Origin of the sequence: Halomonas heilongjiangensis, assembly GCF_002879645.1 — a bacterium.
GTDB lineage: Bacteria > Pseudomonadota > Gammaproteobacteria > Pseudomonadales > Halomonadaceae > Halomonas > Halomonas heilongjiangensis.
The window spans coordinates 85,948-112,514 of record NZ_PNRE01000016.1 but is presented as its reverse complement, the minus strand read 5'-3'; the positions used below and the strand labels follow the sequence as shown (position 1 = coordinate 112,514).

The following is a 26,567-nucleotide window of genomic DNA, read 5'->3' as shown; positions in this document are numbered from 1 at the left end:
CTTTGGGGGCATCACCCGCCGCATGGGCAGAGGCGTCGCGGCCGCTCAGCAGGGGGCCGGTGCACCGGACACCCCCGGGATCGCGATCGTGCGGATCACCTCCCCCAGCCGCGGGCTGTAGACCTTCACTCGTACCTCGCCTTCGCCCTGTATCACCCAGCGTGCCCGCGCCTGGTGGCCGTTGCCGCGTGAGCGCTGGAACCAGGGCATATGGGCGGTGTCGCCCAGCCCGCGGCCCCAGCCGTCCAGGTGACCCAGCACCTGGCGGGCCTGGCCGGGGGCATGCAGCCGGCAGCCCGTGGCGATGGCCGTGGCCTCTACGCCGCTGTTCCAGGGCCGTTCGCGGGCCGCCTGCACCCCGTGACTGGGCAGGTAGCCGTGATTGGCGACCGTCACCTCCAGCTCCCGGTAGCCGTCGCCCAGCGGCGTGCAGTGCACCGTCTCGATCACCAGCCGCGGCAGGAGGGAGGCGACCTGCAGCCAGTAGGCGGTGAGGCCGTCGCAGATCGCCGGCAGGATCTCCGGTGGCGGGTTCCAGATGCCGATGCTCGGGTCCAGCCCGCCGACCTCGACCGCCCCCAGTTGCGGATGGTCCAGGGGGTGCCAGGGGTGGAACAGGCGCTGCCGATTGTTGACGAGGTCCCACTGTGCCAGTCGCCCCATCTCCTCGCGGTCGAAGGCCGTGTAGTGGTCGATGAAGCGCTCGGGCCGGGGGCGGCCGAGCCGGTGGAAGAGGTCCCAGAGCTCGCAGACCTGGGCCACGCAACCCCGCTGATGGTAGGCGAAGTCGGTGAGGTCGCCGTGCAGTGGGGTGTCCGGCTCGTAGGTGAACTCCTCGAAGCCGCTGACGGTGGGGTAGCCGACCAGCGATTGCCCCCAGGTGGCCAGTTGCCGGTAGAGCGCGAGGTCATGCTGGTCCATGCACTTGTCATGGGCATCGGTGAGCGGACGGATGAACACGCCGCCGAAGGTATGCAGGTTCAGCCAGGCGTAGAGGTTGGGGTGGGCGAGGGCGAAATCGATGACGGCACGGGGCTCGGGTTCGGCGCCGGGGCAGTGGCCGGCGCCGAGCTGGTCGGGCTCCGGCCGCCAGCCCCAGGGGAAGTGGCGGTTGAAGTCCGGCGTATCGCGCAGCGCGTCGGGCTCGGGAATCGTCACGCCGTCCCAGTGTTCGATCACGCCCTCGGGATAGAGTCGCCAGTAGGGTGGCGGGTCTTCCACCCGGCGCGGCAGCATCAGGCCGGGATGGTTGGGCGATTCGACGAAGTCGCCGGCCTCGTCGTGCCGGCGCAGGTAGCGGCAGTGGCCGTCGCCATCCAGGTCCCGGGCGAGCCAGTGGGGCCTGGCGGGACTGTCCGGGGTGCGCCGCGGGGCCGAGCGCACGAAACCGCCCTGCCGCAGCACCTGCTCGGCACCGTCCGGCGAGATGCGCGGACAGACGTAGAACAGTACCTCGCGCAGGAACCGGAGCTGGTGCTCCGGCCAGCCGCCGGGCAGGGCCTCGGGAGCGAGGTGCAGGGCCAGGGCCGCCTCGGCCACGGCCAGGGCGACGCTGGAGCCGGCCAGCTCGGTCCCGTGCATGTTGCCATCCACCCAGACCCCGGGACGCCGGCGGTCCGGCTCTGGGCCGATGGTCAGCACCCAGATGTCGCGCCCCTGCGGGGTGGTGGCGATGCTCTGCAGGCGAGCCAGCTGCGGGAAGGCCTGGGCCCACTCCTCGAGCTGTCGCGTCAGCGCCTCGTGGGACAGGTAGCGATGCCGAAAAGGGCCATCGAGTGCGTCCAGCGCCATGCCGTGCCTCCGTCGCTGTCAGTCGGGCTCCCCCCGCGGGATGTCCCTCACGCTCGCGGGCCTTGGGCCCCGAGCCGGTCCAGCGTATCGATCAGCCGCCCGCAGATGGCGTCCAGCTTCTGCTGCTGGCCGTCGCTTGCCAGGCTGCCGTCGTCATCGAAGGCTTCCTTGGCCCTGGCCACGGCGAGCTGATCCGGTAGCACCGTCACGCCGATGTTGCTCAGCAACTGGCGAATCAGCGCCAGGCTGCGGATGCCGCCGAGCCCGCCGGGGGAGGCGGAGACCACCGCGGCGATCCGGCCCTGGAACAGCTTGAGCCCGCTGTCGCCTTCATGGGGGCGGGTGAGCCAGTCGATGGTGTTCTTGAGCAGCGGGGTGATGAAGCCGTTGTACTCCGGCGAGGCGATCAGCAGCCCCTGGTGCTCGGCCAGCAGCCGGCGCAGCGCCAGGGCGTTCTCGGGCAGGCCGCTCTCGGCCTCCAGGTCGCCGTCGTAGAGCGGCATCGGGTAGTCGCGCAGGTCGATGAAGGTGGGCTCGCCGCCCAGCGCCTCGATGCGGTCGGCGGCCAGGCGGGCCAGCTGCTTGTTGAAGGAGTCTTCCCGGGCACTGCCGGCGAAGACCAGGATGGGGGGCGTGCGATCGGTCATGTCCTCGGGCTCCATGGGCTGGTGTTTCCATCTTGACGGGCTTCCCTAGCAAGAGTGGCCGTCATGGGCCGTCTGCGCCAGGCGGGACGCGGGGCACGGCTGCTCGTCGTGATCCCAGGCGTGGCCTCGTCGCTCGACTGCTGACGGATGCCTGGGGCAGGGGGCCCTTGAGTCGGGCCAACTACCATGAGATCCCGGCCAGGAGCCTGTCGGATTTGACCGGTCGTCGCGAGAGACACGGATTGCGCAGTAGATCAGCGTGAAGTCCGACAGCCTCCTAGGCTAGGGGAAGAGCCCCTGCGATGATGCAGGTCACGGGAGGCCGCCATGAAGTGGAGCCGTCGAGATCCCCTGGACCATGATCATCACCCCGAAGCGATTCGGCGCCGGTTGAATACTCCCCAGCGGGCGGAGACGGTCCCCGATGCCATCCTGGGGGGAATCGATGGCTGCGTCACCACCTTCGCCGTGGTATCGGCTGCCTTCGGCGCCGGTTTCTCCGCGTCGGTGGCCCTGGTGCTGGGATTCGCCAACCTCCTGGCCGATGGCTTCAGCATGGCGGTCAGCAACTACGAATCGATCCAGGCCCAGCGCGACCATATCGAAGGGGTCCGTCAGAGCGAGGCGGGGCACATCGACCGGGTGCCCGAGGGGGAGCGCGAGGAGATACGCCAGATTTTCTACCGGAAAGGCTTCGAGGGGGAAATTCTGGAGCAGGTGGTGGACACCATCAGCCGCGATCGCCAGGTGTGGATCGACACCATGCTGGTGGAAGAGCATGGCCTGCAGAGGGTGGCCCTGAGCCCGATGCGTTCGGCGCTGACCACCTTCGCCGCCTTTCTGTTCGTCGGCATGATGCCGCTGCTGCCCTATACCCTGCCGTGGCTCGACATCACCCAGCAGTTCCTTGCGAGCCTGGCGCTGGCCGCGCTGATGTTCTTCCTGATCGGCATGGGCAAGAGCCTTGTCTATCACCGGCCGGTGTTGCTATCCGGGCTGCGTACCCTGCTGGTGGGGGGGGCCGCGGCGGGGCTGGCCTTCCTTACTGGCCATCTGGCGAGGCTGCTGTTCGGCGTGGGCCCGTGACAGAGCCGGCCCGCGACGTGGGGAGTCCGGTCTCGGGCCGCAGCGTCCAGCGCCGGGAGTCGCCCGAGTGCATTACGCTGATGGAGGGTTTCATCCAGGAGTCGCCGGCGCTATGGAACGAGGAAATCGACGAATAACTCCGGTCCGGGCGGATCTCCTCGCCTGGCCGGTGTGGCTGGTGCTCTGGGCATGGCTGGCCTGGCTACTGCCGGGACCCGCCATGGCCCAGGACGACTGGCTGCGCGATAGCTGGCGCGACGTGATCGCTGGCTCCCCCTTCGACGAGCCCCTGCAGGTCGACTCGCAGGCGCGCAGCCATTCGGTCAGCGGCAGCGTCCACGCCCGGGTCCATCAGCCCTTCGAGCGTCTCGCCGACGAACTCTCATCGCCCGCGGCCTGGTGCGAGATCCTCTTCCTGCATCTCAACGTCAAGGGCTGCCTTCACGGGCCGGGCGGGAGTACCGCGGGCACCGCCCTGGCGCTCTTCGTGGGGCGCCAGGACCAGGTCGATCCGGCGCATGCCGAGCGCCTCGATCTGCGGTGGCGGGTCGTGGCCCGCGAGCCGCGCTACCTGGACGTGGCACTGGAAGGGGACGAGGGGCCCTACGGCACTCGCGCCTTTCGCCTGCAGTTGCGGGCGGTACCCGATGACGATGAGCACAGCCTGGTCCAGCTGCGCTACTCCCTGGTCTTCGGCATGCGGGCGCGGCTCGCCCTGCGTGGCTATTTCACCTTCGGCGGGCGCGATCTTGTGGGGTTCACGCTGGAAGGCACGGGAGCGGACGGGCAGCCGACCCATGTGGGGGGCACGCGGGGCATGATCGAGCGCAACGTCATGCGTTTCTACCTGGCGCTGGAAGCGCATCTGGATACTCGTGCATTGCCCGAGGCCGAACGCCTCGAGGCCAGCCTGGATCGCTGGTTCACGATGACGATGCGCTACCCCCGCCAGCTCTTCGAGACCGACCGGGCCACCTACCTCGACCAGAAGCGGCGCGAGTACGAGCGCCAGCAGGCCCTGGCCAGGGAAGCGGCGCCGGGGGGACGATAACGGAGGCATGCCCCGATGGCTTTCCCACGTCGCGACGTGACCGATACGACCCTGTGGCTGACCGGGGATGTGATGACCGGGCGCGGCATCGACCAGATACTGCCCCACCCGGGCGATCCCCGGCTCTTCGAGTCGTACATGACGTCGGCCATCGGCTATGTCTCGCTGGCCGAACGGGCGACCGGTCCCATCCCCCGGCCCCAGGACTTCTCCTACATCTGGGGCGATGCCCTGGAGGAACTCGACCGCCTGGCGCCGGACCTGCGGCTGGTCAACCTGGAGACGGCGGTCACCACCAGCGACGACGCCGAGCCCAAGGGCATCAACTACCGCATGCACCCGGCCAACCTGCCCGTGCTCGGTGCCGCCGGGGTGGAGGGCTGCGTGCTGGCCAACAACCATGTGCTCGACTGGGGGCCGGATGGCCTCGTCGAGACCCTGGAGGTGCTCGAAGGCGCCGGCTTGCGCACCGTGGGGGCCGGGCGCCGCCGTGCAGAGGCGCTGGCGCCGGTGCCCTTCGACGTGGCGGGGGGGCGGGTGTGGCTGCAGGCCCTGGGGGCCCCCAGCAGCGGCATCCCCCGGGCCTGGGCGGCTACCGATGAGCGGCCCGGCATTCACCTGTTGCCCGAGCTCACGGCCGAGGCCGTGGGTGCCATTGCGGCCGAGATCGCCAGGCGTCGGGAGCCGGGGGACCTCGCCGTGGTCTCGCTGCACTGGGGCGGCAACTGGGGCTACGAGATTCCTCGCGCGCATCGGCGCTTCGCCCATCGGCTCGTCGACGAGGCCGGCGTCGATCTCGTCTGGGGACACTCCTCGCATCATCCGCTGGGCATCGAGGTGCACCGCGGCAAGCTGATCCTCTACGGCTGCGGCGACCTGATCAACGATTATGAAGGCATCTCCGGGCACGAGGGCTTCCGCAGTGATCTGGTGCTGCTCTACTCGCCGACTCTGGGGCTGGCCGGTGGCCGCCTGGCGCGGCTGGTCCTGGTGCCCATGCGGCTGCGCCACTTTCGTCTGAACCGGGCCACACCCGACGAGGCGCAGTGGCTGTGCCGGATGCTGAACCGGGAAGGGCGGCGGTTCGGCACCGGGGTACGACTCGACGCGCAGGGGCGGCTGGTCCTCGAGTGGCATTGATGGTCCGGTGGCGAGGGGGAGACCCTGGCGCCGGCCCCGCCGTTCGTGGCAGCCTGTCTCGACCCCGTGCCCGGGAGCCCTGCACCGGAGCACCGGCCAGCACGACAAGCTGGCCGGCATCGGGCGGGTAGGCGAGGTCCGAAGCCGATGGCGGGCACCCGGCCTGGCCGGGTGCCCACGCTCGTACAGTGAAAAGGAGATCAAGATGAGCTTTCAGGGTGAGCAGTATCCCGGCGTGCAGTCGCCGACCGCGGAGTCCGACGGCTTTCGCCTCAACCACACCATGCTGCGGGTCAAGGACCCGGAGAGGGCGCTGGCCTTCTATACCCGGGTGTTCGGCATGCGTGTGCTGTGCCGGCTGGATTTCGAGGAGATGCAGTTCTCGCTCTACTTCCTGGCCCGGCCGGAGGCCGGCGAGAGCGTGCCCGAAGCGACCGGCGAGCGCACGGTCTGGACCTTCGGCCAGCGCGGCGTGCTGGAGCTGACCCACAACTGGGGCACCGAGGAGCAGGCGGATTTCGCCTACCACGACGGCAATGCCGAGCCCCAGGGCTTCGGGCATATCTGCTTCTCGGTGCCCGATCTCGAGGCGGCCGAGGCCTGGTTCGACGCCAACGACGTCGAGTTCGTCAAGCGCTCGGACCAGGGCAAGATGAAGAACGTGGTCTTCGTCAAGGACCGCGATGGCTACTGGATCGAGGTGGTCCAGGCCGAGCGGCTTGCCGCCCTGGGCGACTGAATCCGCCTGCCCGAGTCCGGCATCGTGATCCGAGAAGTCGCTTTCGTGCCACCTGCTGGGTTGGCCGGCCCCGTTCCCTGCGTTCGCCGGGTCAGTCCGGGGGTGGCCCGACGAAGGCGCCGCGGTGAAAGTCCGCCGCGGCCTCGACCTCGGCGATGCCACGCTGGCCGGGTTCCGGCGGCTCGTCGCCGGCCAGCACCCGAAGCACCGACCTGACGCCGCGTGACAGCGAGATCAGGTTGTAGCCGCCCTCCAGCACGAAGACCAGGCGTCCCTGGCAGTGCCGGCGGGCCAGGGTCTTGAGGATGCCGGTCATGGCGGCGAAGCCGTCATAGGAGACCTCCATGGCCAGGTCATGGCTGTGCGGATCGAAACCGGTCGAGACCAGGATCAGGTCGGGCTGGAACCACTCGGCCGCCGGTACCAGGATCTCGCGAAAGGCCTTGAGGTAGGCGGCGTCGCCGGCGTCGGCGGGGAGGGGGATATTGACGTTGGTGCCATCCCCCAGGCCCATGCCGATCTCCTCGAGGCTCCCCGTGCCGGGATAGAAGGGGGCGGCGCGGTGCAGGTCGCAGAACAGCACATGCGGGTCGGCCCAGAAGATATCCTGGGTGCCGTTGCCGTGATGGGCATCCCAGTCGACGATCATCACTCGCCTGCAGTCCAGTGCCGCGCGGGCATGAGCGGCGGCCACCGCCACGTTGTTGAACAGGCAGAAGCCGCGGGCGCGCACCGGCTCGGCGTGGTGGCCGGGGGGTCTCACCAGCGCGAAACTGCTCGCGGCTCTGCCCTCGACGACGGCCTCGACGGCGGCGATCGCCGTGCCGGCGGCTACCTCGGCGGCGTCGACGCTACCGGGCGACACGGCTGTGGTGTCCACATCCAGCCAGGCGCTCTGGCCGCGAAGCTCGAAGATATGGTCCAGGTAGGAACTGGTGTGCACGCGGCCCAGTTGCTCCCGCGTCGCCGCCTTGCCTGACTCGAAGGTCACGCCGGGAACCGGCTCGAGTTCCAGCAGATGCCGGATGGCGGTGAGCCTGGCGGGGTGTTCCGGATACTTCCAGGGGACCCCCAACCCCGACAACAGCGAGCGGATTCGCTTGTCCATGCGACCCGGCAGGAAAGGTGCCTCGATATCCGGCTCATGGGCCAGCATCCGCTCGTCATAGAAGGCGATCACGCTGTTCTCGTCGGCCACGATTGAAGCTCCATGGGTGTGCGGCGAAAAGGCGATTCAGGCAAATGCCTGGCTACAGCATAGACGGGGCAGGGGAGTCGGGGGAACGGGTGTCGTCGAACTCACGGGGGGGGCAGGCACTCCGGCAGGCTCTCGCGCAGGGCACGAGGCGTGATGCCCAGGTCGTCGAAGGTGCCGGTGCCGTCGTCGACGATGTTGTCCCGCTGCATGAGGATCACCTGATCGCGGGTCAGGGGAGGGTTGGGCAGGACCGATGCCAGCGCCGCCAGCGTCCGCCAGGCGACGAAGGGCACCGGCAGCAGCCGTCGGTCGCGTTTCCGGTGGGCCAGTACCAGCTCGAGGATGTCGCGGTAGCGCATCACGTCCGGCCCGCCCAGCTCGAACAGGCGCCGCTCGGTGAGCGGCTCGCCGAGCAGCCGGATCAGGGCCCGGGCGACGTCCACCACATGCACCGGCTGCAGCCGGGTCTCGCCCTGGCCGAACAGCGGGATCAGCGGCAGCCGGGTGAGCCCGGCGAGGGTGGAGAGGAAGGCGTCGCCCGGTCCGAACAGCACACTGGGGCGCACGATGATCGCCCTGGGCAGGGCATCGAGCACCGCGGCTTCGCCCCGGGCGCGGGCGCGCACGTAGGCCGAATCCGAGTGCGGGGTGGCGCCGATGCCGGAGATCTGCACCAGACGTTCGATATCGGCCCGTCTGGCCAGGCGTGCCAGGCGGCTCGCGCCTTCCACATGGATGGCTTCGAAGCTCGCCTGGCGGGTCGGCACGTAGAGGCTCACCGCATTGACCGCGGCACTGGCCCCGGCGAGGGCGGAGGCCGTACTGGCCTCGTCACGGATATCGGCGTGGGCGAGTTCGAGCTGGTCGCCGTCCTCGGCCCAGTCGGGCAGGGCCGGGTGGCGGGCGGCGATGCGTACCGTCTGGCCGGCATCCACCAGCTCGCGGACGATGGCGCGGCCCAGGAAACCGGTACCACCGAAGACCGTGATCGGGCCCCGGGTCATGGCGATGCCTCCTGCATCAGCAGTGTGCCTTGAGCCTCAGCCGCACATAATCGGCCGTCCAGTTGCCGTGGCTGTCGCACAGGCTGGGGGCCAGCCAGGCGAGGGCATCTTCCAGCACCGCCTCGCGAACGTCGTCGTCCAGGCCGTGCAGGAAGGGGTTGGCGAAGGTGGCCAGCCAGCCGGCCATGCCGGTGGGCAGTGGCGTGGGGCGTGGAATCAGCTCGATGGTCTCGACCGTGAAGCCGGCGGCCTCCAGGCAGGAGCGATACTCTTCGGTGGTGGGAAAGTACCAGGGGAAGCGGGCCTTGCCGCTGATGCCGCGGACATGCAGCGCCGCGAGCAGGGCGGTGCAGATGGCGGCGACATTGCCGTGGCCGCCGAACTCGGCGACGAAGCGCCCCCCCGGCTTCAGTGCCCGCCTCACGCCGGCGACCACGGCCTCGTGATTGAGCATCCAGTGCAGCGCGGCGTTGCTGAAGACGGCATCGAACTCGTGGTCGAAGGGCAGGTGGTGGGCATCCACCAGCCGGGCATCCAGCCCGCGAGCCCGGGCGGCATCGACCATGTCGTCCGCGCCGTCGACCCCGACGAGGGTGGCGCCGGACTCGGCCAGGGCTGCGGTCAGGGTGCCGTCGCCACAACCCAGATCGAGGATACGCTCGCCGGGGCGTGGCGCCAGCAGTTCGGCCACGGCGCTCCCCAGCGCCGGCACGAAGTCGGCGTGTTGGGCATAGCCGCGGGCATTCCAGTTCTGGCCGGGGGCATTGTGCGGGACATCGGTCATGGGCGGCTCCGTGACGGGGGCAGGTTTCGTGCCTTGCTGGTCTCAGGTTAACCCATTAGCGGTCGCCGGCCATCAGCTCGCGGATCAGCGGCGGGGTCTCGATAGTGATGGCGAATGAGAATGATTGGCGTTTTTGATGGGATCGGCGCTGATCATGCCGACATCCTGTCCACTGCGGGCGGGATCTGGCCGGGGGGCTTCACATCGAAATCATACAGGACTAAAATGGTCCCCAATCGATCGCGGGTCCGTCCAGGCCCGTGCCCCTGAGGAGTCAGGCATGCTCAAGCTTTCACGGCTGACCGACTATGCCGCGGTGGTGATGGCCCAGATCGCCCGGCATCCCGAGCAGTCGCATGCGGCGGCGGAGCTCGCCGAGGCGGTGCAGCTGCCGCATCCCACGGTCTCGAAGACCCTGAAGATGCTGGTCAAGGCGGGGCTGCTGGAGTCGCACCGCGGCGCCCAGGGGGGGTACTCCCTGGCGCGACCGGCTTCCCGGATCACCGCCATCGACATCATCACCGCCATCGAGGGGCCGGTAGCGATGACCGAATGCAGCCACGCCGAGGGCGACTGTGATCTCGCCGCCACCTGCGGGGTCGCCGACAACTGGCAGCGCGTTTCACTGGGGGTGCGCACCCTGCTCGACAGCGTGACGCTTGCCCACCTGGCCGATACCGCGCCGCTCAAGCTGCCGGTGCAGCTACCCATACAGAGCGTGAGCCTGGCCGCCGACACGGCCTGAGCCCACCGAACCGGATTCATTACCCGAGGCGAGCACGGCTCGCCGACCCAACCGCCCGGGAGGGGACGCATCATGGCAAGTCAGGAAATGGAACAGCTCGTCCGTCGCGACTACAAGGAAGGGTTCGTGACCGACATCGAGAGCGATACGGTACCGCCCGGTCTCGACGAGAGCACCATCGCCTTCATCTCGAACAAGAAGGGCGAGCCGGAGTGGATGCTCGAGTGGCGCCTCAAGGCCTACCATCAGTGGCTGAAGATGACGCCGCCCTCCTGGGCGCACCTGGACTACCCGGCTATCGACTACCAGGCGATCTCCTACTACAGCGCGCCCAAGCGCCCGGAGGACCGCCCCCAGAGCCTCGACGAGGTCGACCCCAAGCTGCTCGAGACCTACGAGAAGCTGGGCATTCCGCTGCACGAGCGGGCGGCGCTCGCCGGGGTGGCGGTGGATGCGGTGTTCGACTCCGTCTCGGTGGCCACCACCTTCAAGGAGAAGCTCCACGAGGCGGGGGTGATCTTCTGCTCGATCTCCGAGGCGATCCGCGAGTACCCGGAGCTGGTCAAGCAGTACCTGGGCACCGTGGTGCCCCAGGGCGACAACTACTTCGCGGCGCTCAATTCGGCGGTGTTCACCGACGGCTCCTTCGTGTTCGTGCCCGAGGGCGTGACCTGCCCCATGGAGCTCTCGACCTACTTCCGTATCAACGCCGCCAACACCGGCCAGTTCGAGCGCACCCTGATCATCTGCGAGAGCCGCGCCCAGGTGTCGTACCTGGAGGGCTGCACCGCGCCGATGCGCGACGAGAACCAGCTGCATGCCGCGGTGGTCGAGCTGGTGGCCCTGGAGGATGCCTACATCAAGTACTCCACGGTACAGAACTGGTACCCCGGCGACGAGGACGGCAAGGGCGGCATCTACAACTTCGTCACCAAGCGTGGCGACTGCCGCGGCGACCGCTCGCGCATCAGCTGGACCCAGGTCGAGACGGGCTCCGCGATCACCTGGAAGTATCCCTCCTGCGTGCTGCGCGGGAAGGACAGCATTGGCGAGTTCTACTCCGTGGCGGTGACCAATGGCCGCCAGCAGGCCGACACTGGCACCAAGATGATCCATATCGGCGAGGGCACCCGCTCCTACATCGTCTCCAAGGGCATCTCCGCCGGGCGCGCCAATCAATCCTATCGCGGGCTGGTCAAGGTGGGGCCGCGGGCGAAGAATGCGCGCAACTTCACCCAGTGCGACTCCCTGCTGATCGGCGACAAGTGTGGCGCCCACACCTTTCCCTACCAGGAGATCGGCAACAGCAGCGCCACCGTCGAACACGAGGCGACCACCTCGAAGATCGGCGAGGACCAGCTGTTCTACTGCCAGAGCCGTGGCATCTCCGAGGAGGACGCGGTCAGCATGATCGTCAACGGTTTCTGCAAGGACGTCTTTCAGGAACTGCCCATGGAGTTCGCCGTCGAGGCCGAGGCGCTGCTGAACGTGACCCTCGAGGGGGCCGTCGGCTAGGCCGCCGCGGCAACCATCGCACCTATCGGCGTCGCGCGGGCGGCGCAAACCGGATCAAAGGTAATCAACATGCTCGAAGTCAAGGATCTGCACGTCACGGTCGAGGGTTCAGAAATCCTCAAGGGCCTCAATCTGACCGTCAAGGCCGGGGAAGTTCACGCCATCATGGGGCCCAACGGGGCCGGCAAGTCGACCCTGTCCGCGGTGATCGCCGGCAAGGACGGCTACGAGGTGACCGCCGGCTCCATCACCTTCGAGGGCCGGGACGTGCTGGAGATGGAGATCGAGGAGCGGGCCCAGGCCGGGCTGTTGCTGGGCTTCCAGTACCCGGTGGAGATCCCCGGGGTCAAGAACATCTACCTGCTCAAGGCGGCGCTCAACGCCCAGCGTGCGGCCCGCGGCGAGGGGGAGATCCCGGCGCCGGAGTTCATGAAGCTGATCAAGGAGAAGGTCGCCTTCATGAAGATGGACACCAGCTTCCTGCAGCGCGCCGTCAACGAGGGGTTCTCCGGCGGCGAGAAGAAGCGCAACGAGATCCTGCAGATGCTGGTGCTCCAGCCGAAGCTCGCCATGCTCGACGAGATCGACTCCGGCCTCGATATCGACGCCATGCGCGTGGTCGCCGACGGCGTGAACTCCCTGCGCGCCAAGGATCGCGGCATCCTGCTGGTGACCCACTACCAGCGCCTGCTGGACTTCGTGGTGCCCGACAAGGTCCACGTGCTGGTCGACGGCCGCATCGTCAAGAGCGGGGACGCCGAGCTGGCCCGCGAGCTCGAGGCCCGCGGCTACGAATGGCTGCTGGAGGAAACCGCCGCATGAGCGAAGTTCAGAACGATGTGACGCGCTTCCTCGACCGCCTGGCCGAGCGCGCCGCTGCACGAGGGCCCGAGCCGACCTGGATCGCCGCCCGCCGCCAGGCCGGCGCCGCCCGCTTCGAGGCCATGGGCTTTCCCCATCGCCGCGTCGAGCAGTGGAAGTACACCGACGTGCGCGCCATCGCCCGGGGCGACTTCGCCCTGGCCGCCGACGGCGAGTTTTCCCAGGCCTCGGCGGCGGCCCTGACGCTACCCATCGAGGCGCACCGCCTGACCTTCGTCGACGGGGTCTACTCGGCGGCGCTCTCCCACCTCGACGACCTGCCCGCCGGCGTGCGGCTGCTGTCGCTGTCCCAGGCGCTGGCCGAGAACCACGAGGCCGTCGGCGGCCCGTTGGGGCGGCTCACCGGGGTCGAGTTCTCGCCCTTCTCGGCGCTCAACACCGCCTTCATGGAGGAGGGGGCCGTGTTGCGCCTGGCGCCGGGCACCGTGGTCGAGAAGCCGATCATCCTGCAGTTCCTCTCCCGGGCCAATGCGGCCCCGGTGATGAGCCATCCGCGCATCCTGATCGAGGCCGGGGGGCGCAGCCAGGCCACGGTGATCGAGCACCACGTGGGTGAGGTGGCCGCGGCCAACTTCACCAACCTGGTGGAGGAGATCATGCTGGATCGCGGCGCCATCCTGACCCATTACAAGCTGCAGGAGGCGCCGCTCGGCGACCTGCACGTGGCCAGCATTCAGGTGGAGCAGGCCCGCGACAGCCGCTTCACCTCGTTCAACCTGAACCTCGGTGGCGGCCTGGTGCGCACCGACCTGGTGGCGGACCTCAACGGTCAGGGCGCCGAGACCCACTTCAACGGCCTGTTCTACGGCCAGGGGCGCCAGCACGTGGACAACCACACCCTGGTCAACCACAACGCGCCGCTTACCCGCTCCAGCGAGAACTACAAGGGCATTCTCGACGACCGTGCCCATGGCGTGTTCAACGGCAAGGTGATCGTCAAGCGCGACAGCCAGAAGATCGAGGCGTACCAGAACAACGCCAACCTGCTGCTCTCCGACCGCGCCGAGATCGACACCAAGCCCGAGCTCGAGATCTACGCCGACGACGTCAAGTGCTCCCACGGCGCCACCACCGGTCAGCTCGACGAGGAGGCGATCTACGCCCTGCGTACCCGCGGCATCGACGAGCAGACCGCCCGCGGCCTGCTGACCCTGGCCTTCGCCGGCGAGGTGATGGAGCAGGTGGATCTCGATGCCGTGTCCGAACGGGTCGAACTGGCGGTGGCCGGCAAGCTGCCCGAACGCTTCAACCTGGCCGGCCTGGTGGAGGCCGCCGTGGCACTCGGCGAGCAATGAGGAGGGGAAGCAGCCATGACTGATCTGGCCACCAGCACCACACTCGATGTCCCGTCCCTGGACGTGGCCGCGGTCCGCGCGGACTTCCCGATCCTGGCGCGCCAGGTACACGGCAGGCCGCTGGTCTATCTCGACAACGCCGCCACCAGCCAGACCCCGCGGCAGGTGATCGAGGTGTTCGACGACTACTACGGCCGCTACAACGCCAATATCCACCGCGGGCTGCATACCTTGGCCGACGAGGCCACCGCCGCCTTCGAGGGCACCCGCGAGACGGTGAGGGCCTTTCTCAACGCCGCCGAGAGCCGCGAGATCATCTTCACCCGCGGCACCACCGAGGCGATCAACCTGGTGGCGGGCGCCTGGGGCCGGGCCAACCTGACGCCGGGCGACGAGGTGCTGGTGTCGCTGCTCGAGCACCACTCCAATATCGTGCCCTGGCAGCTGCTGGCCAGCGAGCTCGGCATCGTGATCAAGGTGATCCCGGTGGACGAGCGGGGCGTGCTCGATCTCGACGCCTACCGGGCGCTGTTCACCGCGCGCACCCGGCTGGTGGCGGTGAACCATGTCTCCAATGCCTTCGGCACCGTCAACCCGGTGGGCGAGATGGCGGCGATCGCCCACGCCGAGGGGGCCCTGATCCTGGTCGACGGCGCCCAGGCGACGCCCCACCAGAAGGTGGACGTGCGCGACATCGATGCTGATTTCTATGCCTTCTCGGGCCACAAGGTCTACGGGCCCACCGGGGCGGGCGTGCTGTACGGCAAGGCCGAGCTGCTCGAGGCCATGCCGCCCTGGCAGGGCGGTGGCGAGATGATCAAGAGCGTCTCCTTCGAGACGCCCACCACCTTCGCCGCGATTCCGCACAAGTTCGAGGCCGGCACCCCGGCCATCGCCGAGGTGATCGCCCTGGGCGCCGCACTGAAGTGGGTCGACGCCCTGGGCCTCGAGGCCATCGGCGCCTGGGAGCAGCGCCTGCTGGCGCACGCCACCGCGCGTGTCTCGCGCATCGACGGCCTGCGCATCCTCGGCACCGCGCCGGGCAAGGCCGGCGTGCTGTCGTTCGTGGTCGACGGGGCCCACTCCCAGGACATCGGCCTGCTGATCGACCAGCTCGGCGTGGCGATCCGCACCGGCCACCACTGTGCCCAGCCGCTGCTGACACACTTCGGCGTGGACGCCACCTGCCGGGCCTCGTTCGCCGCCTACAACACCCTGGAAGAAGTCGATGTCTTCGCCGAGGCCCTGGAGCGGGTCATCGGCATGGTGCGCTAAGGAGCCCCATGAGCACTATCGAGCAGATTGCCGGCCTCGAGAAGGGCCAGACGCTGCCGCTGCAGCGCGACGTGGAGGCGATCTCCATTCCCTTCGGCAAGACCGTGACCCTGGTCGAGGACAGCCTGGTCAGCGTGATGCAGGCCAAGGGCAGCTCGGTCAGCGTCGGCTTCGAGGGGCGGCTCTACCTGATCGAGGGCGCCAACCTGGATGCCCTGGGGCTCGAGGCCTTGCCGCGCCCGACGCTGCCCGAGACGGCCTCCGACGACGAGATCGAGGAGTTCGTCTGGGACCAGTTGCGCACCTGCTTCGATCCGGAGATCCCGGTCAACATCGTCGACCTGGGCCTGGTCTACGGCTGTCGCATCGAGCGGCTGATCACTGGCGAGCGCATCGTCACCATCCGCATGACCCTGACCGCGCCGGGCTGCGGGATGGGTGACGTGATCGCCGCCGATGCCCGCAACAAGATCCTCGGCGCCCCGCAGATCAGCAAGGTGCACACCGAGATCGTCTTCGATCCACCCTGGAGCCGTGAGATGATGAGCGACGAGGCCAAGCTGGAGCTGGGGATGTTCTGACGCCCTTCGGCTTCTTCCCGTCGGGGGGATGGATGCACGCGCTGCTGTGGAAGCTCTTCAAGGTGTTGCTGATGTCACTGGGGGCGCTGCTGCTGCTGGCGACCCTGCTGTTCGTGGCCGGCAACCTCTGGGTCCTGGGCCAGACCCAGGCCCGCATCGAGCACGAACTGCCGCTGTGCGGCGCGCAGCGGGTCGGCATCGTCTTCGGCACCTCCCACTGGACGCGCAGCGGCGTCCGCAACCCCCACTTCGATGCCCGCATGAGCGCCTCCGCACGCCTGATCCGCCTCGGGCGGGTCGACCACTTGCTGCTCTCGGGCGACAACCGTACCCGTTTCTACAACGAACCCGTGACCATGTGGCGGGACCTGCGTGGGCGCCACATCCGCGACGAGGACATGACCCTGGACTATGCGGGGTTCAGTACCTTCGACACCCTGACCCGGGCGCGCGACGTGTTCGGCGTCGAGAGTGCGCTGCTGATCACCCAGGCGTGGCATCTGCCGCGGGCGCTCTACATCGCCGATACCCTGGGGCTCGAGGTGACCGGCTGTGCGGTGCCGTCGCGACCGGTGACGGGGGTATGGCGGCTGCAGGCACGCGAGTGGATCGCCCGGGTGGCGACCCTGGGCGACCTCTACCTGTGGGGGCGCGAGCCCTACTTCCTGGGCCCACTGGAGCCGCTGGAGATTGCACCACGCACCTGGGAGGCGTGGGTGCTGGACGGCGGGGCCACCGTCGACGAGTAGCTGGCCGGCCGGTTCAGCGGCGCTGGCGTTGTTTCTGCAGGGCGTAGAGCTCGCGGATCAGCGCCCGGCAGCCCTTCCAGCACTCCTCGATCACCGGCTCGATGGCCGCGGGCAGGGGGTGGGTGAAGAGGGTGGAGAGCGACTGCATCAGTACCCGCTCCTGTTCGAGCAGCTCACCGATCAGTACCTGGCTATCGTTGCCGACGAAGCTCTTCAGCCGGCTCCACAGCCACAGGTAGTCGTCTCGCTCCACATCGGCGTCCCGGGGCAGCAGGTCGAGGTGCTTGCGGGCCAGTTCCTGCAACTCGCGCATCGACTTCGTCCTGGCCTCGTAGTGCGGCTTGAGGGCATCGCGCAGGGGCGGCCGCAGGCGTTCCAGATTGTCCTGAAAATAGTCGATGCTGTCGGCCAGTGCCTCGAGGACACTGTCCATCGCCACTTGGCGATTGTCGAGAAACATGAGCGGTCACCTCCTCCGGTGACGGCGATTGTGGCGGGGGAAACACTGTTTTGCTACCCCCGGGAGCGATTAATTTCCTCTTTTTACAAGTTCGGGCACTTTCCTCGCAATTAACCCTTGGGTTTAGGGGGGGGCTTGCGCGGCGTGGCGGCATTCTTTTCGATATGCTCGATGATCAGGCCGGCGATGTCCTTGCCGGTGGCGCTTTCGATGCCCTGCAGGCCGGGCGAGGAGTTCACTTCCATGATCACCGGGCCATGGTTGGAACGCAGCAGGTCGACACCCGCCACTCGCAGCCCCATGGCCTTGGCGGCACGGATCGCCGTTGAGCGCTCCTCCGGGGTGATGCGGATCACGCTGGCGGTGCCGCCGCGGTGCAGGTTGGAGCGGAATTCGCCATCGGCCGCCTGGCGCTTCATCGACGCCACCACCTTGTCGCCGATCACGAGGCAGCGGATGTCGGCTCCCCTGGCTTCCTTGATGTACTCCTGGACCATGATGTTGGCCTTCATGCCCATGAAGGCCTGGACCACGCTCTCGGCCGCCTGGTTGGTCTCGGCCAGCACCACGCCGATGCCCTGGGTGCCTTCCAGCAGCTTGATCACCAGTGGGGCCCCCTTGACCATGGTGATCAGGTCGGGAATGTCGTCCGGCGAGTGGGCGAAGCCGGTGATCGGCAGGCCCAGCCCCTTGCGCGAGAGCAGCTGCAGCGACCGCAGCTTGTCCCGGGAGCGGGTGATGGAGACCGAGTCGTTGAGCACATAGGTGCCCATCATCTCGAACTGGCGCAGTACCGCACAGCCGTAGAAGGTCACCGAGGAGCCGATGCGCGGGATCACCGCGTCGAACGGTTCGATCTCCTGGCCCTTGTAGTGCATCGAGGGGCGATGCGAGGCGATGTTCATGTAGCAGCGCAGGGTGTCCACGACCCGGGCGGTATGGCCCCGTTGCTCGGCCGCCTCCACCAGCCGGCGGGTGGAGTAGAGATTGCGATTGCGTGACAGCAGCGCGATATGCATGCAGGACTCCGTGTGCCGGGGGATCAGGGTTCGCCGTGGAGGAAGGCGACGCCGGGCGCCACCAGGAGGCGGCGCAGGGCGCGGCGTCCCAGCAGCATGGGGTGGCGCATGTTGCGCCGGTCGCACAGGGTCAGTTCCACCGGGTACTCGAGCTTGCCCAGACGCATCGGTGTGCGTATCACGTAGCGCCACTCGGCCTGGCCGTTGGAGCTGGTCACGCGGCGCTGGTCATGCAGGTGCAGGCGGTGGACGTGCGCCGGGGTGCCGGGGCCGCCGCTGCGGGTCGTGAAGCTGACCCAGAGGTGGCCCTCCTCTTCAAAGGACTCGATGTCCTCGGCATGCAGTGCCGAGGTACGGGCCCCGGTGTCGGCCTTGGCACACAGGGTCAGGTGCAGCTCCGGCAGGGTAACCATCTCGCGCCGGCCGATCACCGCCTTGGGCGTGTAGGGTAGTTCTTTCATCGTCTCGCTCCCAGGTCTCTGCGCTCAGCGTGTCAGCCCGGCCACCCGGCGTCCGATGGCGCTGTCTGCCGCGGCTTCGCGCAGCGTCATCAGCACCGGAACGCGCAAGCGTGGCACCAGCGCCAGGTCGCGCACCAGGGCAGTGAACTCGACGCCTGGCTGTTCCGCGAGCCGCGTGAGGAAGCACCGCAGGCGCTCGCCGTGCTCGAGGTGTGTCCAGCCGCGGGCGGCAATGGCCGCGAGCAGGTCGGGGCCACAGGCACCCGGGTCGTCGAGCAGCGCATCGAACCAGCGGCCGGCGATCTCCGTCGAGGCGCCACCCATGGCGCGCACGCAGGCGCAGAACCCCTCGATATCACCGGTGGCGGCGGCGGCTTCCCCACGCCGGCGCAGCGCCTCGGCGAGCTCGTCGCCGATGGCCACATGCTCGAGACAGTAGCACAGCGAGGTGAGCACTTCGTCGGGCAGTTCGGGGAGACGCGAGGCCAGCGCACGACCCGCCTCGTCGTCCATGCGCACGGCGAAGTCGGCCAGGCCCTGCAGGCCGAGGGCCTGCCAGTCGACCGGCTGCTGGCCGCTGAGGTAGGCCTCCACCGGCTCCAGGTGCTGGCTGGCCGGCAGTCCCAGGTCGAGGCTGGCGCGGGCGTGCAGCATGGCTTGGAAGGGCAGGGAGGGCGTGAAGGCGAGGGGGTTGTCCTTCATCAGGTTATCCGTCGCGGTGCCATCCTCTCGGCCCGCGGCCGAGACGCTGCGCCCCAGGGTCTCGAGCAGGCGCTGGACGAAGGCGTCCCGAGGCGCCGGTACCAGCTGACCCTGTTCGTCGAGGGGCAGGGCCAGGAACCAGATCAGCGGGTCGCGCACGTCGCCCAGACGGAACACCAGGCCGAGGCGCGCCTCGCCTCGCCACGGGGTCGGCCAGGGGAGCTCGCCGGCCTCGAAGCCGGCCAGGGTGGCCAGGGGGCAGGGCTCCACCCGGCGCCCCAGGTGGTAGAGGTACACCTCGGCGCCACTGCGCGTGAAGAAATCGTGAAGGCTGTGAATCGGTTGCATGCTCCCTCCTCTCGGACCGTGCACTCTACCGTGGCACTTGCCTCCTGTCAGCTCGCAGCGAGCAGGAAGGGGCGCCTGGCTGGTCAATATCTGACCAGCGGCGCGGAAGGCCCGGATGACCGGGTGATGACACACCTGTCCAACGATTATCCACAGGGACGTTCAGGGATTCTGTGCATGAACGTCCTGCACCGCTGGCCTATGGCAGGCATAATCAACGGCTATTGGCTGCCGTCGGGGATTTCTCCTACGGTATGTGCACATATGGAATATAATGAAGTGGTTTTTATTCCAAAAAATGGCTTTTTCACCCACGGGAGGCATACCCATGCTGCGTTCCTTTACCCTGACGATGCTCGCCGCTGGCGCCATCGCCTTCTCCGGCACCGCACTGGCCCAGGGGGAGACCATCAAGGTCGGCATGTCCGGCGGTTACTTCCCCTTCACCTTCGTCGAGCAGGATACCCTCAAGGGGTTCGAGGTCGACGTCATGGAGGCGGTGGCCGAGGAGATGGGCAGCGAGGTGGAGTTCGTGACCGCCAACTTCTCCGGGCTGTTCGGCATGCTCGAGTCGGGGCGTATCGACACCATCGCCAATCAGATCACCATCACCGAGGAGCGGCAGGCCAAGTACACCTTTACCGAGCCATACGTCTATGACGGTGCCCAGGTAGTGGTGAGGACCGGCAACGAGTCCATCGGTGGCGTCGAGGACCTGCGCGGCAGGACCGTGGCGGTGAACCTGGGCTCCAACTACGAGCAGCTGCTGCGCGAGTTGCCCTATGCCGACGAGATCGATATCCGCACCTACGACAGCAACATCGAGCAGGACACGGCCCTGGGGCGCGTCGACGCCTTCGTCATGGATCGGGTCAGCGCCAGCCAGGTGATCAAGGAGAAACCGCTGCCCCTGCAGCTGGCCGGCGAGCCCTTCTCGCAGATCCGCAACGCCCTGCCGTTCCGCGACACCGAGGCGGATCGCGCCCTGCGCGACCGGGTCGACGCGGCGCTGGCCACACTGCGCGAGGATGGCACCCTGGCCGAGATCTCCGAGCGCTGGTTCGGTACCGATATCACTCGTCCCTGATCGGCTCACACACCGATATGCGCGTTCTCGATTTCGACTACATGCTGGGGCTGTTGCCGGTCCTGCTGCGCTATCTGCCGCTGACGCTGCAGATGGCGGCCGCGGGCATGGCGCTGGCCCTGGTGCTGGCCTGCGGCCTGGCGGTGATCCGGGTGCTGCGGATTCCGGGGTTGAACGCGGCGACGCTGCTGTTCATCTCCTTCTTCCGCGGCACCCCCCTACTGGTCCAGCTGTTCCTGTTCTACTACGGGCTACCGCAACTGCTGGCCTTCCTGACCCAGATCAACGGCATCACCGCCACCATCATGGGCTTGACGCTGCACTTCTCCGCCTACATGGCGGAGTCGATCCGCGCCGCCATCGTCGGGGTCGATCGCAGCCAGACCGAAGCGGCGCTGTCGATCGGCATGACCAATGGCCAACTGATGCGACGCATCGTGCTGCCCCAGGCGACCCGGGTCGCGGTGCCCACCCTGATGAACTACTTCATCGACATGATCAAGGCCACCTCCCTGGCCTTCACCCTGGGCGTCACCGAGCTGATGGGGGCGACCCAGAAGGAGGCGGCCGGCAGCTTCCTCTACTTCGAGGCCTTCGTCACGGTGGCGGTGATGTACTGGGTCATCGTCGAGCTGCTGGCATGGCTGCAACGCCGGCTGGAGGCACGGCTCAACAGGGCGTATCGCAGATGATCAAGGTAACCCATCTCGTCAAGCGCTTCGGCGACAGCACCGTGCTCGATGGCATCGACCTGGAGATCGACCGGGGTGAGATCATCGTGGTGATCGGCCCCTCGGGTACCGGCAAGTCGACCCTGCTGCGCTGCCTGAACTTCCTCGAGCGACCGGACGCCGGGCGGTTGGTCATCGGCGATCTCGACGTCGACGTCACCCGAGCCAGCCGCGCCGACATCCTGGCGGCCCGACGGCGAACGGCCTTCGTGTTCCAGAACTATGCCCTGTTCGCCAACAAGACGGCGCTGGAGAACATCGCCGAGGGGCTGATCGTGGTCAACCGCTGGCCGAGGGCCAAGGCGCATGCCCGGGCCCGGGAGATCCTGGCGCGCATCGGCCTGGCCGACAAGGCCGATGCCTATCCGGCCTCACTCTCCGGGGGCCAGCAGCAGCGTGTCGGCATCGGCCGTGCCATGGCGGCCCAGGCCGAGGTGATCCTGTTCGACGAGCCGACCTCCTCGCTGGACCCCGAATGGGTCGAGGAGGTGCTGGCGCTGATGAAGCAGCTGGCCAAGGAGCGACAGACCATGCTGGTGGTGACCCACGAGATGGGCTTCGCCCGGGACGTGGCCGATCGGGTGATCTTCATGGAAGGGGGGCGCATCGTCGAACAGGGGCCCCCTTCCCGGCTGTTCAACGCCCCCGAGGACCCCCGCACCCGCGACTTCCTGCGCAAGGTCCTGGCCGGCCAGCCAGCCTCCGGAACGTTCTGATCCCGGTTGGCCCTCACCGGGCGGGCGCGGGATAATAGTGGGACAGACATACTGGAGGACACCCCATGACCGTTCACGAGGAGCTCGAGCAGGCGCTGCGCGAACTCGAGGCCACCATGAGGGCCACCGACCTGTGGAGCATGGAGCGCCCCGACCCGGCGGCCTTCGAGAGCGTGCAGCCCTTCTGCGTCGATACCATGGCGCTGCCCCAGTGGTTGCGCTTCGTGTTCATCGTGCGCCTCAACGCCCTGGTCGAGGAGGCGGCGCCGCTGCCGGCGAAGTGCGAGGTGGCGCCGGCGGTGGACACCTACCTGGCCCAGCAGGGGGCGCGTACCAGCGAGCGTCTGCTGATGCGCAAGGTGATCGAGGAGATCGACCGCCTCGTCACCGAGAACTAGCGACGCGAACCGAGCCTGACATGCCCTACTACTTCGCCTACGGCAGCAACATGAACCCGGCCCGGGTCGCGGCGCGCATCGGCGCCACCCGACGGGTGCTCGCCGGGATCCTGCGCGATCATGCCCTGCGTTTCGACAAGGCCTCGCGGATCGCCGGCATCGCCCATGCCAACGTGGTGCCGGTGCCGGGCGAGCGGGTCGAGGGGGCGCTGTTCGAGCTCGAGCACCCGGAACAGATCCGGCTGATGGACCCCTTCGAGGGCTTCCCCCGCGAGTACGATCGTCACCGCCTGCCGGTGGTCACCCGCGAGGGAGCCATCGAGGCCTGGGTCTATATCGCCGCGAAGGGCACCACCGCCGAAGCGCTGCGGCCAGCCCGGGAGTATCTCGAGCACCTGCTGGCCGGCGAGCCCTTCCTCAGTCCCGACTACCATCGACGCCTGGCGGCGGTGGAGGCCGTGGCCGACCTCGACGACCACGCCCTGGGGCAGTTGGGGCTGTCGCGCCATACGCCCCGTTGAGGTCGCTCCGCCACTCGTAAGTGCGACGAGGCCCGCCGATGGCGGGCCTCGTCATGATGGGCGGTAGGCTCAGAAGCGGTAGCTGATGCCGCCCATCACCACGACCGGGTCGATATTGACGGTGCCGGCATCGGCGCCGCCGACGGTGGCGTCGGTATCGATGTCGAGGTACCAGGCGGCGGCGTTGAGCGCCCAGTTGTCATTGATCAGCAGGTCGACACCCAGTTGGCCGGCGGCCCCCCAGGAGCTGTCCAGCTCGAGGTCGACGCCTTCGATGTCCAGCTTCTCGCTGGAGAAGCGAGTGTAATTGATGCCGGCGCCGACATAGGGCTGGACCCGGGCCGCGGTGCCACCCAGCGGGTAGTACTGCAGGGTCAGGGTCGGTGGCAGATGCTTGGTGGAGGCGACGTTGTTGCCGTTGAGCTCGATGTCGTGCTCGAAGGGCAGGGCGGCCAGCAGCTCCACGCCGAGCTTGTCATGGAAGCGGTAGCCCAGGGTGAAGGCGAAGCCGGTGTCGTCCTGGACATCGACGTCGAGCGCGCCGTCGGCCAGGCTGCCGTTGTCGCTCTTGGGGGCCACCTTGGCCACGCCCAGACGGGTGAAGACATCCCCGGCGCCATAGGCGAACGCCTGGGTGCTGGTGGTGAAGGCCGCGGTGGCCAGGCCGGCGGCGAGCAGGGTGGACAGGAGGGGCTTGCGCATGGATCGACTCCTTGAGGGCAGCGAGAGGCGGCGGTGGCCGCGATGATCGAATAGCGCGAGTCTACCCAGTGCGTAAGCGGCTGTTCTTGATCCAGGGCAAGGGTTCCTGGCGAACGGTGAAAATGTCGCCGGCATACGAAACGACGCCGGGCGCTGGGCCCGGCGTCGAGGTTCGCGGTGGCACTGCTGTGACGCTTAGAAACGGAAGGTCACGCCGCCGCCGATGGTCATCGGGTCCACCTTGGCGGTGCCGATGCGCTCGCCGTCCACCGACAGGCGGGAATCGACGTCGGCGTAGTTGGCGAAGCCGTTGAGCATGAAGTTTTCGGTCACGGCGAGATCGATACCCACCTGGCCCACGGCGCCGTAGCTGCGACGGGCGTGGACGCCTTCCGGCTCGCCGGAGAAGCGGGTGTAGTTGAGACCGGCGCCGACGTAGGGCTGGACACGGGAGTCGAGGCCGCCCAGCGGGTAGTAGTTGACCAGCAGGTTGACCGGCATGCGGTCGAAGCTGCCGGACAGGTCGCCGGCGGAGAAGTCGTGCTCGATCTTCTCGGAACCGTTGAGCTCGACGCCGATGTTGTCGTGGAACAGGTAGCCGGCGCCAGCGGTGAAGCCACGCTCGCCGCTGCTGATGCTGTCGACGACACCGTTGTCGGAGCGGGTATCGGACTTGCCGATGCCGCCACGAACGAAGAAGTCACCGGCGCTGTAGGCCATGGCGGCCTGGCTGGCGAGGACACAGCCGGCGGCGATGGCGACGGCAGAGATCAATTTGGTCTTGCTCATGAGGGGATTCCTCCATCTTCTCGAGCCAGAAACATCTCACCGGTCAGTCCGGCGGGCATTGGACGCTCTCATTATAAGAAACAGTGTTTCTAAAAGTCTTGTAAAAAATTGTTATGGCCTCGGCGATCCTGATATGGCGGGTGTATCGCCGATATTCTCGCTCAGGGCGGCGGTGACAGGATAACAGGGTGTTGCAAAGCTTGTACAAATATTATCGCGCTGCAGCAGGTACGACTCGCCAGTTCGGCCGGAATCGTCTTGACTAGAGGGAGGCGACAAGGAGAGCCGTGATGAGGATCGAGACACGCCGACATCTGCCCTGGGCGCTGCTGGGGAGCATCCTGCTCGCCGCGGGCCTGGCCGTGTGGTTGCTGCTGCAGCCTGGGCTGCTGCGCGACCTCCCGCTGCCGCTGCGGCTGCCGTTGATGGGGCTCGGTATCTGGGCACTGGGCGCGGCCTTCATGCAGGCGCTCGGGCTGGAGGCTCGCTGGCCGTGGCTCAGGCGGATGACCACGCCACCCTGGAGCCTGGTGGCACTCGCCGCCTTCACCCTGGTGCTGCTGGGCCGGGGGCTGACGAGTTGAGCAGGCCTGCCCCGGAGACGAGGAAAGCCGCCCGAGGGCGGCTTGCCGTGTCGAGCCGACAACCCTGGATCAGATGGTGTCGAGTCCGTCGAACTCGGCGGTAATCTGGTCGTTTGGTTCGCCTGTCGCCAGGCTCGCCACCACGATGGCGATGTAGGCGAAAACGACCCCGGGGACGATCTCGTAGAGGTCGAAGATGCCGCCGGAGGCCTGGGCCCACAGCACCACGGTCACCCCCCCCACCACGATGCCGGCCAGGGCGCCGGCGGTGTTCATGCGCCGCCAGAACAGCGCCATGATCAGCGCGGGGCCGAAGGCCGCACCGAAGCCGGCCCAGGCGTAGGAGACCAGGCCCAGCACGGTGGAGTCCGGGTTCATGGCCAGCAGATAGGCGAGTGCGGCGATCCCGATCACCGCGAAGCGGCCGACCCAGACCAGCTCGGACTGGCCGGCATCCTTGCGGAAGATGGCCTTGTAGAAATCATCGGTCAGCGCAGACGACGACACCAGCAGTTGGGAGTCGGCGGTGGACATGACGGCGGCCAGGATGGCGGCCAGCAGCACGCCGGCGATCACCGGGTGGAAGATGGCATTGACCATCACCATGAAGATGGTCTCGCCGTCGCCCAGATCGCGGGCCATGTAGACGGATCCGAGGATACCCACCGCCATGGCACAGACCAGGCAGAGCGCTGACCAGGAGACGGCGATGCGCCGCGCGGCGGGGATGTCGGCCTCGCTGCGGATGGCGGCGAAGCGGGCCAGGATGTGCGGCTGGCCGAAGTAGCCCAGCCCCCAGGCCAGCGAGCTGACGATGCCGATGAGGGTCAGGGTCTCGCCGGTGGAGGCGTCGGTGAACCATTTCAGCATGTCCGGGTTCTCGGCGACGATCTGTGCGCCGCTGCCGCCGAAGCCACCCAGCTCGGTCAGGGCGATCACCGGCACGATCAGCAGGGCGACGGCCATCATCAGGCCCTGGATCAGGTCGGTCCAGGAGACCGCCAGGAAGCCGCCGAAGAAGGTGTAGGAGATGATCGCCAGGGTACCGATGGTCACCGCCATGGTGTAGTCGAAGCCGAACACGGTCTCGAACAGCTTGCCGCCGGCCACCAGGCCCGAGCTGGTGTAGAACATGAAGAACATCAGGATGAAGATCGCCGAGACCACCCGCAGCACGTGGGACTTGTCACGGAAGCGGTTGGCGAAGAACTCCGGCAGGGTCAGGGAGTCGCTCGCCGTGAAGCTGTAGACGCGAAGTCGCCGCGCCACCACCAGCCAGTTGAGCCAGGTGCCGGCCAGCAGGCCGACGGCGATCCAGCCCGCCGACAGGCCGCTGACGTAAGCGGCCCCGGGCAGGCCCAGCAGCAGCCAGCCGGACATGTCCGAGGCCCCGGCGGAGATCGCCGAGGTCCAGGGGCCCAGCGAGCGGCCGCCGAGGATATAGTCGGACAGATTGGTGGTGCGCTTGTAGGCGATGACGCCGATGCCGAGCATCACCAGCAGATAGAGGGCGAATGTGAAGCCGATGGTGGCATTGTTCTCGACCATGAGGGGGTTCCTTCAGAGT

The 26,567-nt window shown here is 67.9% G+C and carries 30 protein-coding genes; 18 read left to right on the top strand and 12 right to left on the bottom strand.

Annotation, left to right across the window (positions count from 1 at the left end):
* Positions 1–45: 45 nt before the first annotated feature.
* Positions 46–1,791 (bottom strand): M14 family metallopeptidase, encoded by a 1,746-nt coding sequence (locus C1H66_RS02960; protein WP_102626418.1) that lies wholly within the window; start codon positions 1,789–1,791, stop codon positions 46–48.
* A 47-nt stretch (positions 1,792–1,838) separates the two neighbouring features.
* Positions 1,839–2,438, bottom strand: coding sequence for an NADPH-dependent FMN reductase (locus C1H66_RS02955; RefSeq protein WP_102626461.1), 600 nt, complete (start codon positions 2,436–2,438; stop codon positions 1,839–1,841).
* A gap of 327 nt (positions 2,439–2,765) precedes the next feature.
* On the opposite strand from C1H66_RS02955, the gene C1H66_RS02950 reads away from it, so the two are divergent.
* From C1H66_RS02950 to gloA, 5 genes are all read left to right on the top strand, one after another.
* Positions 2,766–3,524, top strand: coding sequence for a VIT1/CCC1 transporter family protein (locus tag C1H66_RS02950; protein WP_102626417.1), 759 nt, complete (start codon positions 2,766–2,768; stop codon positions 3,522–3,524).
* A complete protein-coding gene (locus tag C1H66_RS22800; RefSeq protein ID WP_170064076.1) occupies positions 3,521–3,661 on the top strand; it encodes a hypothetical protein in 141 nt (46 codons plus the stop codon). Before C1H66_RS02950 ends, C1H66_RS22800 begins: the two co-directional genes overlap by 4 nt.
* On the top strand, positions 3,637–4,575 hold the full coding sequence (locus tag C1H66_RS02945; RefSeq protein WP_170064075.1) for a hypothetical protein: 939 nt from the start codon (positions 3,637–3,639) through the stop codon (positions 4,573–4,575). Before C1H66_RS22800 ends, C1H66_RS02945 begins: the two co-directional genes overlap by 25 nt.
* Positions 4,576–4,590: 15 nt before the next feature.
* Complete coding sequence (locus C1H66_RS02940; RefSeq protein ID WP_102626415.1) at positions 4,591–5,715, top strand: CapA family protein; 1,125 nt, start codon at positions 4,591–4,593, stop codon at positions 5,713–5,715.
* Between the two features lie 205 nt (positions 5,716–5,920).
* On the top strand, positions 5,921–6,454 hold the full coding sequence (gene gloA / locus C1H66_RS02935) for a lactoylglutathione lyase (RefSeq protein WP_102626414.1): 534 nt from the start codon (positions 5,921–5,923) through the stop codon (positions 6,452–6,454).
* 91 nt (positions 6,455–6,545) lie between these two features.
* On the opposite strand, the gene C1H66_RS02930 is transcribed toward gloA, so the two are convergent.
* The 3 genes from C1H66_RS02930 to C1H66_RS02920 all read right to left on the bottom strand — a co-directional run bounded on the left by C1H66_RS02930 (position 6,546) and on the right by C1H66_RS02920 (position 9,440).
* The gene (locus C1H66_RS02930; protein ID WP_240618194.1) at positions 6,546–7,652 is read right to left on the bottom strand and encodes a histone deacetylase family protein; all 1,107 of its coding nucleotides are present in this window, start codon (positions 7,650–7,652) and stop codon (positions 6,546–6,548) included.
* Between the two features lie 101 nt (positions 7,653–7,753).
* A complete protein-coding gene (locus C1H66_RS02925) occupies positions 7,754–8,656 on the bottom strand; it encodes a complex I NDUFA9 subunit family protein (protein ID WP_102626413.1) in 903 nt (300 codons plus the stop codon).
* 16 nt (positions 8,657–8,672) lie between these two features.
* Positions 8,673–9,440: a class I SAM-dependent methyltransferase gene (locus C1H66_RS02920; RefSeq protein ID WP_102626412.1), complete on the bottom strand. Its 768-nt coding sequence runs from the start codon at positions 9,438–9,440 to the stop codon at positions 8,673–8,675.
* Between the two features lie 280 nt (positions 9,441–9,720).
* Between C1H66_RS02920 and C1H66_RS02915 the strand changes: the two genes are divergently transcribed.
* The 7 genes from C1H66_RS02915 to C1H66_RS02885 all read left to right on the top strand — a co-directional run bounded on the left by C1H66_RS02915 (position 9,721) and on the right by C1H66_RS02885 (position 16,482).
* A complete protein-coding gene (locus tag C1H66_RS02915) occupies positions 9,721–10,185 on the top strand; it encodes an SUF system Fe-S cluster assembly regulator (protein WP_102626411.1) in 465 nt (154 codons plus the stop codon).
* Between the two features lie 72 nt (positions 10,186–10,257).
* Positions 10,258–11,700: a Fe-S cluster assembly protein SufB gene (gene sufB, locus C1H66_RS02910; protein WP_102626410.1), complete on the top strand. Its 1,443-nt coding sequence runs from the start codon at positions 10,258–10,260 to the stop codon at positions 11,698–11,700.
* Positions 11,701–11,769: 69 nt separating this feature from the next.
* On the top strand, positions 11,770–12,522 hold the full coding sequence (sufC, locus tag C1H66_RS02905) for a Fe-S cluster assembly ATPase SufC (RefSeq protein ID WP_102626409.1): 753 nt from the start codon (positions 11,770–11,772) through the stop codon (positions 12,520–12,522).
* Positions 12,519–13,877: a Fe-S cluster assembly protein SufD gene (sufD, locus tag C1H66_RS02900; RefSeq protein WP_102626408.1), complete on the top strand. Its 1,359-nt coding sequence runs from the start codon at positions 12,519–12,521 to the stop codon at positions 13,875–13,877. Before sufC ends, sufD begins: the two co-directional genes overlap by 4 nt.
* Before the next feature lie 15 nt (positions 13,878–13,892).
* The gene (locus tag C1H66_RS02895; protein ID WP_102626407.1) at positions 13,893–15,152 is read left to right on the top strand and encodes a cysteine desulfurase; all 1,260 of its coding nucleotides are present in this window, start codon (positions 13,893–13,895) and stop codon (positions 15,150–15,152) included.
* Positions 15,153–15,160: 8 nt separating this feature from the next.
* A complete protein-coding gene (gene sufT, locus C1H66_RS02890) occupies positions 15,161–15,733 on the top strand; it encodes a putative Fe-S cluster assembly protein SufT (RefSeq protein WP_102626406.1) in 573 nt (190 codons plus the stop codon).
* Between the two features lie 32 nt (positions 15,734–15,765).
* A complete protein-coding gene (locus C1H66_RS02885) occupies positions 15,766–16,482 on the top strand; it encodes a SanA/YdcF family protein (RefSeq protein ID WP_102626405.1) in 717 nt (238 codons plus the stop codon).
* Positions 16,483–16,495: 13 nt separating this feature from the next.
* Here the strand turns inward: C1H66_RS02885 and C1H66_RS02880 are convergent, their stop codons facing one another.
* From C1H66_RS02880 to C1H66_RS02865, 4 genes are all read right to left on the bottom strand, one after another.
* Entirely contained in the window at positions 16,496–16,942 is a 447-nt protein-coding gene (locus C1H66_RS02880; protein ID WP_102626404.1) for a hypothetical protein, read from the bottom strand.
* Positions 16,943–17,052: 110 nt separating this feature from the next.
* On the bottom strand, positions 17,053–17,961 hold the full coding sequence (rimK, locus tag C1H66_RS02875; protein WP_102626403.1) for a 30S ribosomal protein S6--L-glutamate ligase: 909 nt from the start codon (positions 17,959–17,961) through the stop codon (positions 17,053–17,055).
* Positions 17,962–17,984: 23 nt separating this feature from the next.
* Complete coding sequence (locus C1H66_RS02870; protein WP_102626402.1) at positions 17,985–18,422, bottom strand: ATP-dependent zinc protease family protein; 438 nt, start codon at positions 18,420–18,422, stop codon at positions 17,985–17,987.
* Positions 18,423–18,446: 24 nt separating this feature from the next.
* Positions 18,447–19,472 carry a DUF3549 family protein gene (locus C1H66_RS02865; protein ID WP_102626401.1) on the bottom strand — a complete coding sequence of 342 codons (1,026 nt, stop codon included), beginning with the start codon at positions 19,470–19,472 and terminating at the stop codon, positions 18,447–18,449.
* Positions 19,473–19,800: 328 nt separating this feature from the next.
* Between C1H66_RS02865 and C1H66_RS02860 the strand changes: the two genes are divergently transcribed.
* The 5 genes from C1H66_RS02860 to C1H66_RS02840 all read left to right on the top strand — a co-directional run bounded on the left by C1H66_RS02860 (position 19,801) and on the right by C1H66_RS02840 (position 22,925).
* Positions 19,801–20,559, top strand: coding sequence for an amino acid ABC transporter substrate-binding protein (locus C1H66_RS02860; RefSeq protein ID WP_102626400.1), 759 nt, complete (start codon positions 19,801–19,803; stop codon positions 20,557–20,559).
* Positions 20,560–20,576: 17 nt separating this feature from the next.
* Complete coding sequence (locus C1H66_RS02855) at positions 20,577–21,251, top strand: amino acid ABC transporter permease (RefSeq protein WP_102626399.1); 675 nt, start codon at positions 20,577–20,579, stop codon at positions 21,249–21,251.
* The gene (locus C1H66_RS02850) at positions 21,248–22,006 is read left to right on the top strand and encodes an amino acid ABC transporter ATP-binding protein (RefSeq protein WP_102626398.1); all 759 of its coding nucleotides are present in this window, start codon (positions 21,248–21,250) and stop codon (positions 22,004–22,006) included. The genes C1H66_RS02855 and C1H66_RS02850 overlap by 4 nt, the downstream gene beginning before the upstream one ends.
* Before the next feature lie 65 nt (positions 22,007–22,071).
* Entirely contained in the window at positions 22,072–22,404 is a 333-nt protein-coding gene (locus C1H66_RS02845; protein WP_102626397.1) for a YqcC family protein, read from the top strand.
* A 20-nt stretch (positions 22,405–22,424) separates the two neighbouring features.
* The gene (locus C1H66_RS02840) at positions 22,425–22,925 is read left to right on the top strand and encodes a gamma-glutamylcyclotransferase family protein (RefSeq protein ID WP_102626396.1); all 501 of its coding nucleotides are present in this window, start codon (positions 22,425–22,427) and stop codon (positions 22,923–22,925) included.
* Positions 22,926–22,994: 69 nt separating this feature from the next.
* Here C1H66_RS02840 and C1H66_RS02835 read toward each other — a convergent pair whose 3' ends face one another.
* Together C1H66_RS02835 and C1H66_RS02830 are read right to left on the bottom strand one after the other, a co-directional pair.
* Positions 22,995–23,627, bottom strand: coding sequence for an OmpW/AlkL family protein (locus C1H66_RS02835; RefSeq protein ID WP_102626395.1), 633 nt, complete (start codon positions 23,625–23,627; stop codon positions 22,995–22,997).
* Positions 23,628–23,822: 195 nt separating this feature from the next.
* Positions 23,823–24,416, bottom strand: coding sequence for an OmpW/AlkL family protein (locus C1H66_RS02830; protein ID WP_102626394.1), 594 nt, complete (start codon positions 24,414–24,416; stop codon positions 23,823–23,825).
* A gap of 290 nt (positions 24,417–24,706) precedes the next feature.
* Between C1H66_RS02830 and C1H66_RS02825 the strand changes: the two genes are divergently transcribed.
* Positions 24,707–25,000, top strand: a complete 294-nt coding sequence (locus tag C1H66_RS02825; RefSeq protein ID WP_102626393.1) for a hypothetical protein — start codon at positions 24,707–24,709, stop codon at positions 24,998–25,000.
* 69 nt (positions 25,001–25,069) lie between these two features.
* Here C1H66_RS02825 and putP read toward each other — a convergent pair whose 3' ends face one another.
* Positions 25,070–26,548, bottom strand: coding sequence for a sodium/proline symporter PutP (gene putP / locus C1H66_RS02820; RefSeq protein WP_102626392.1), 1,479 nt, complete (start codon positions 26,546–26,548; stop codon positions 25,070–25,072).
* Between the last annotated feature and the right edge of the window lie 19 nt (positions 26,549–26,567).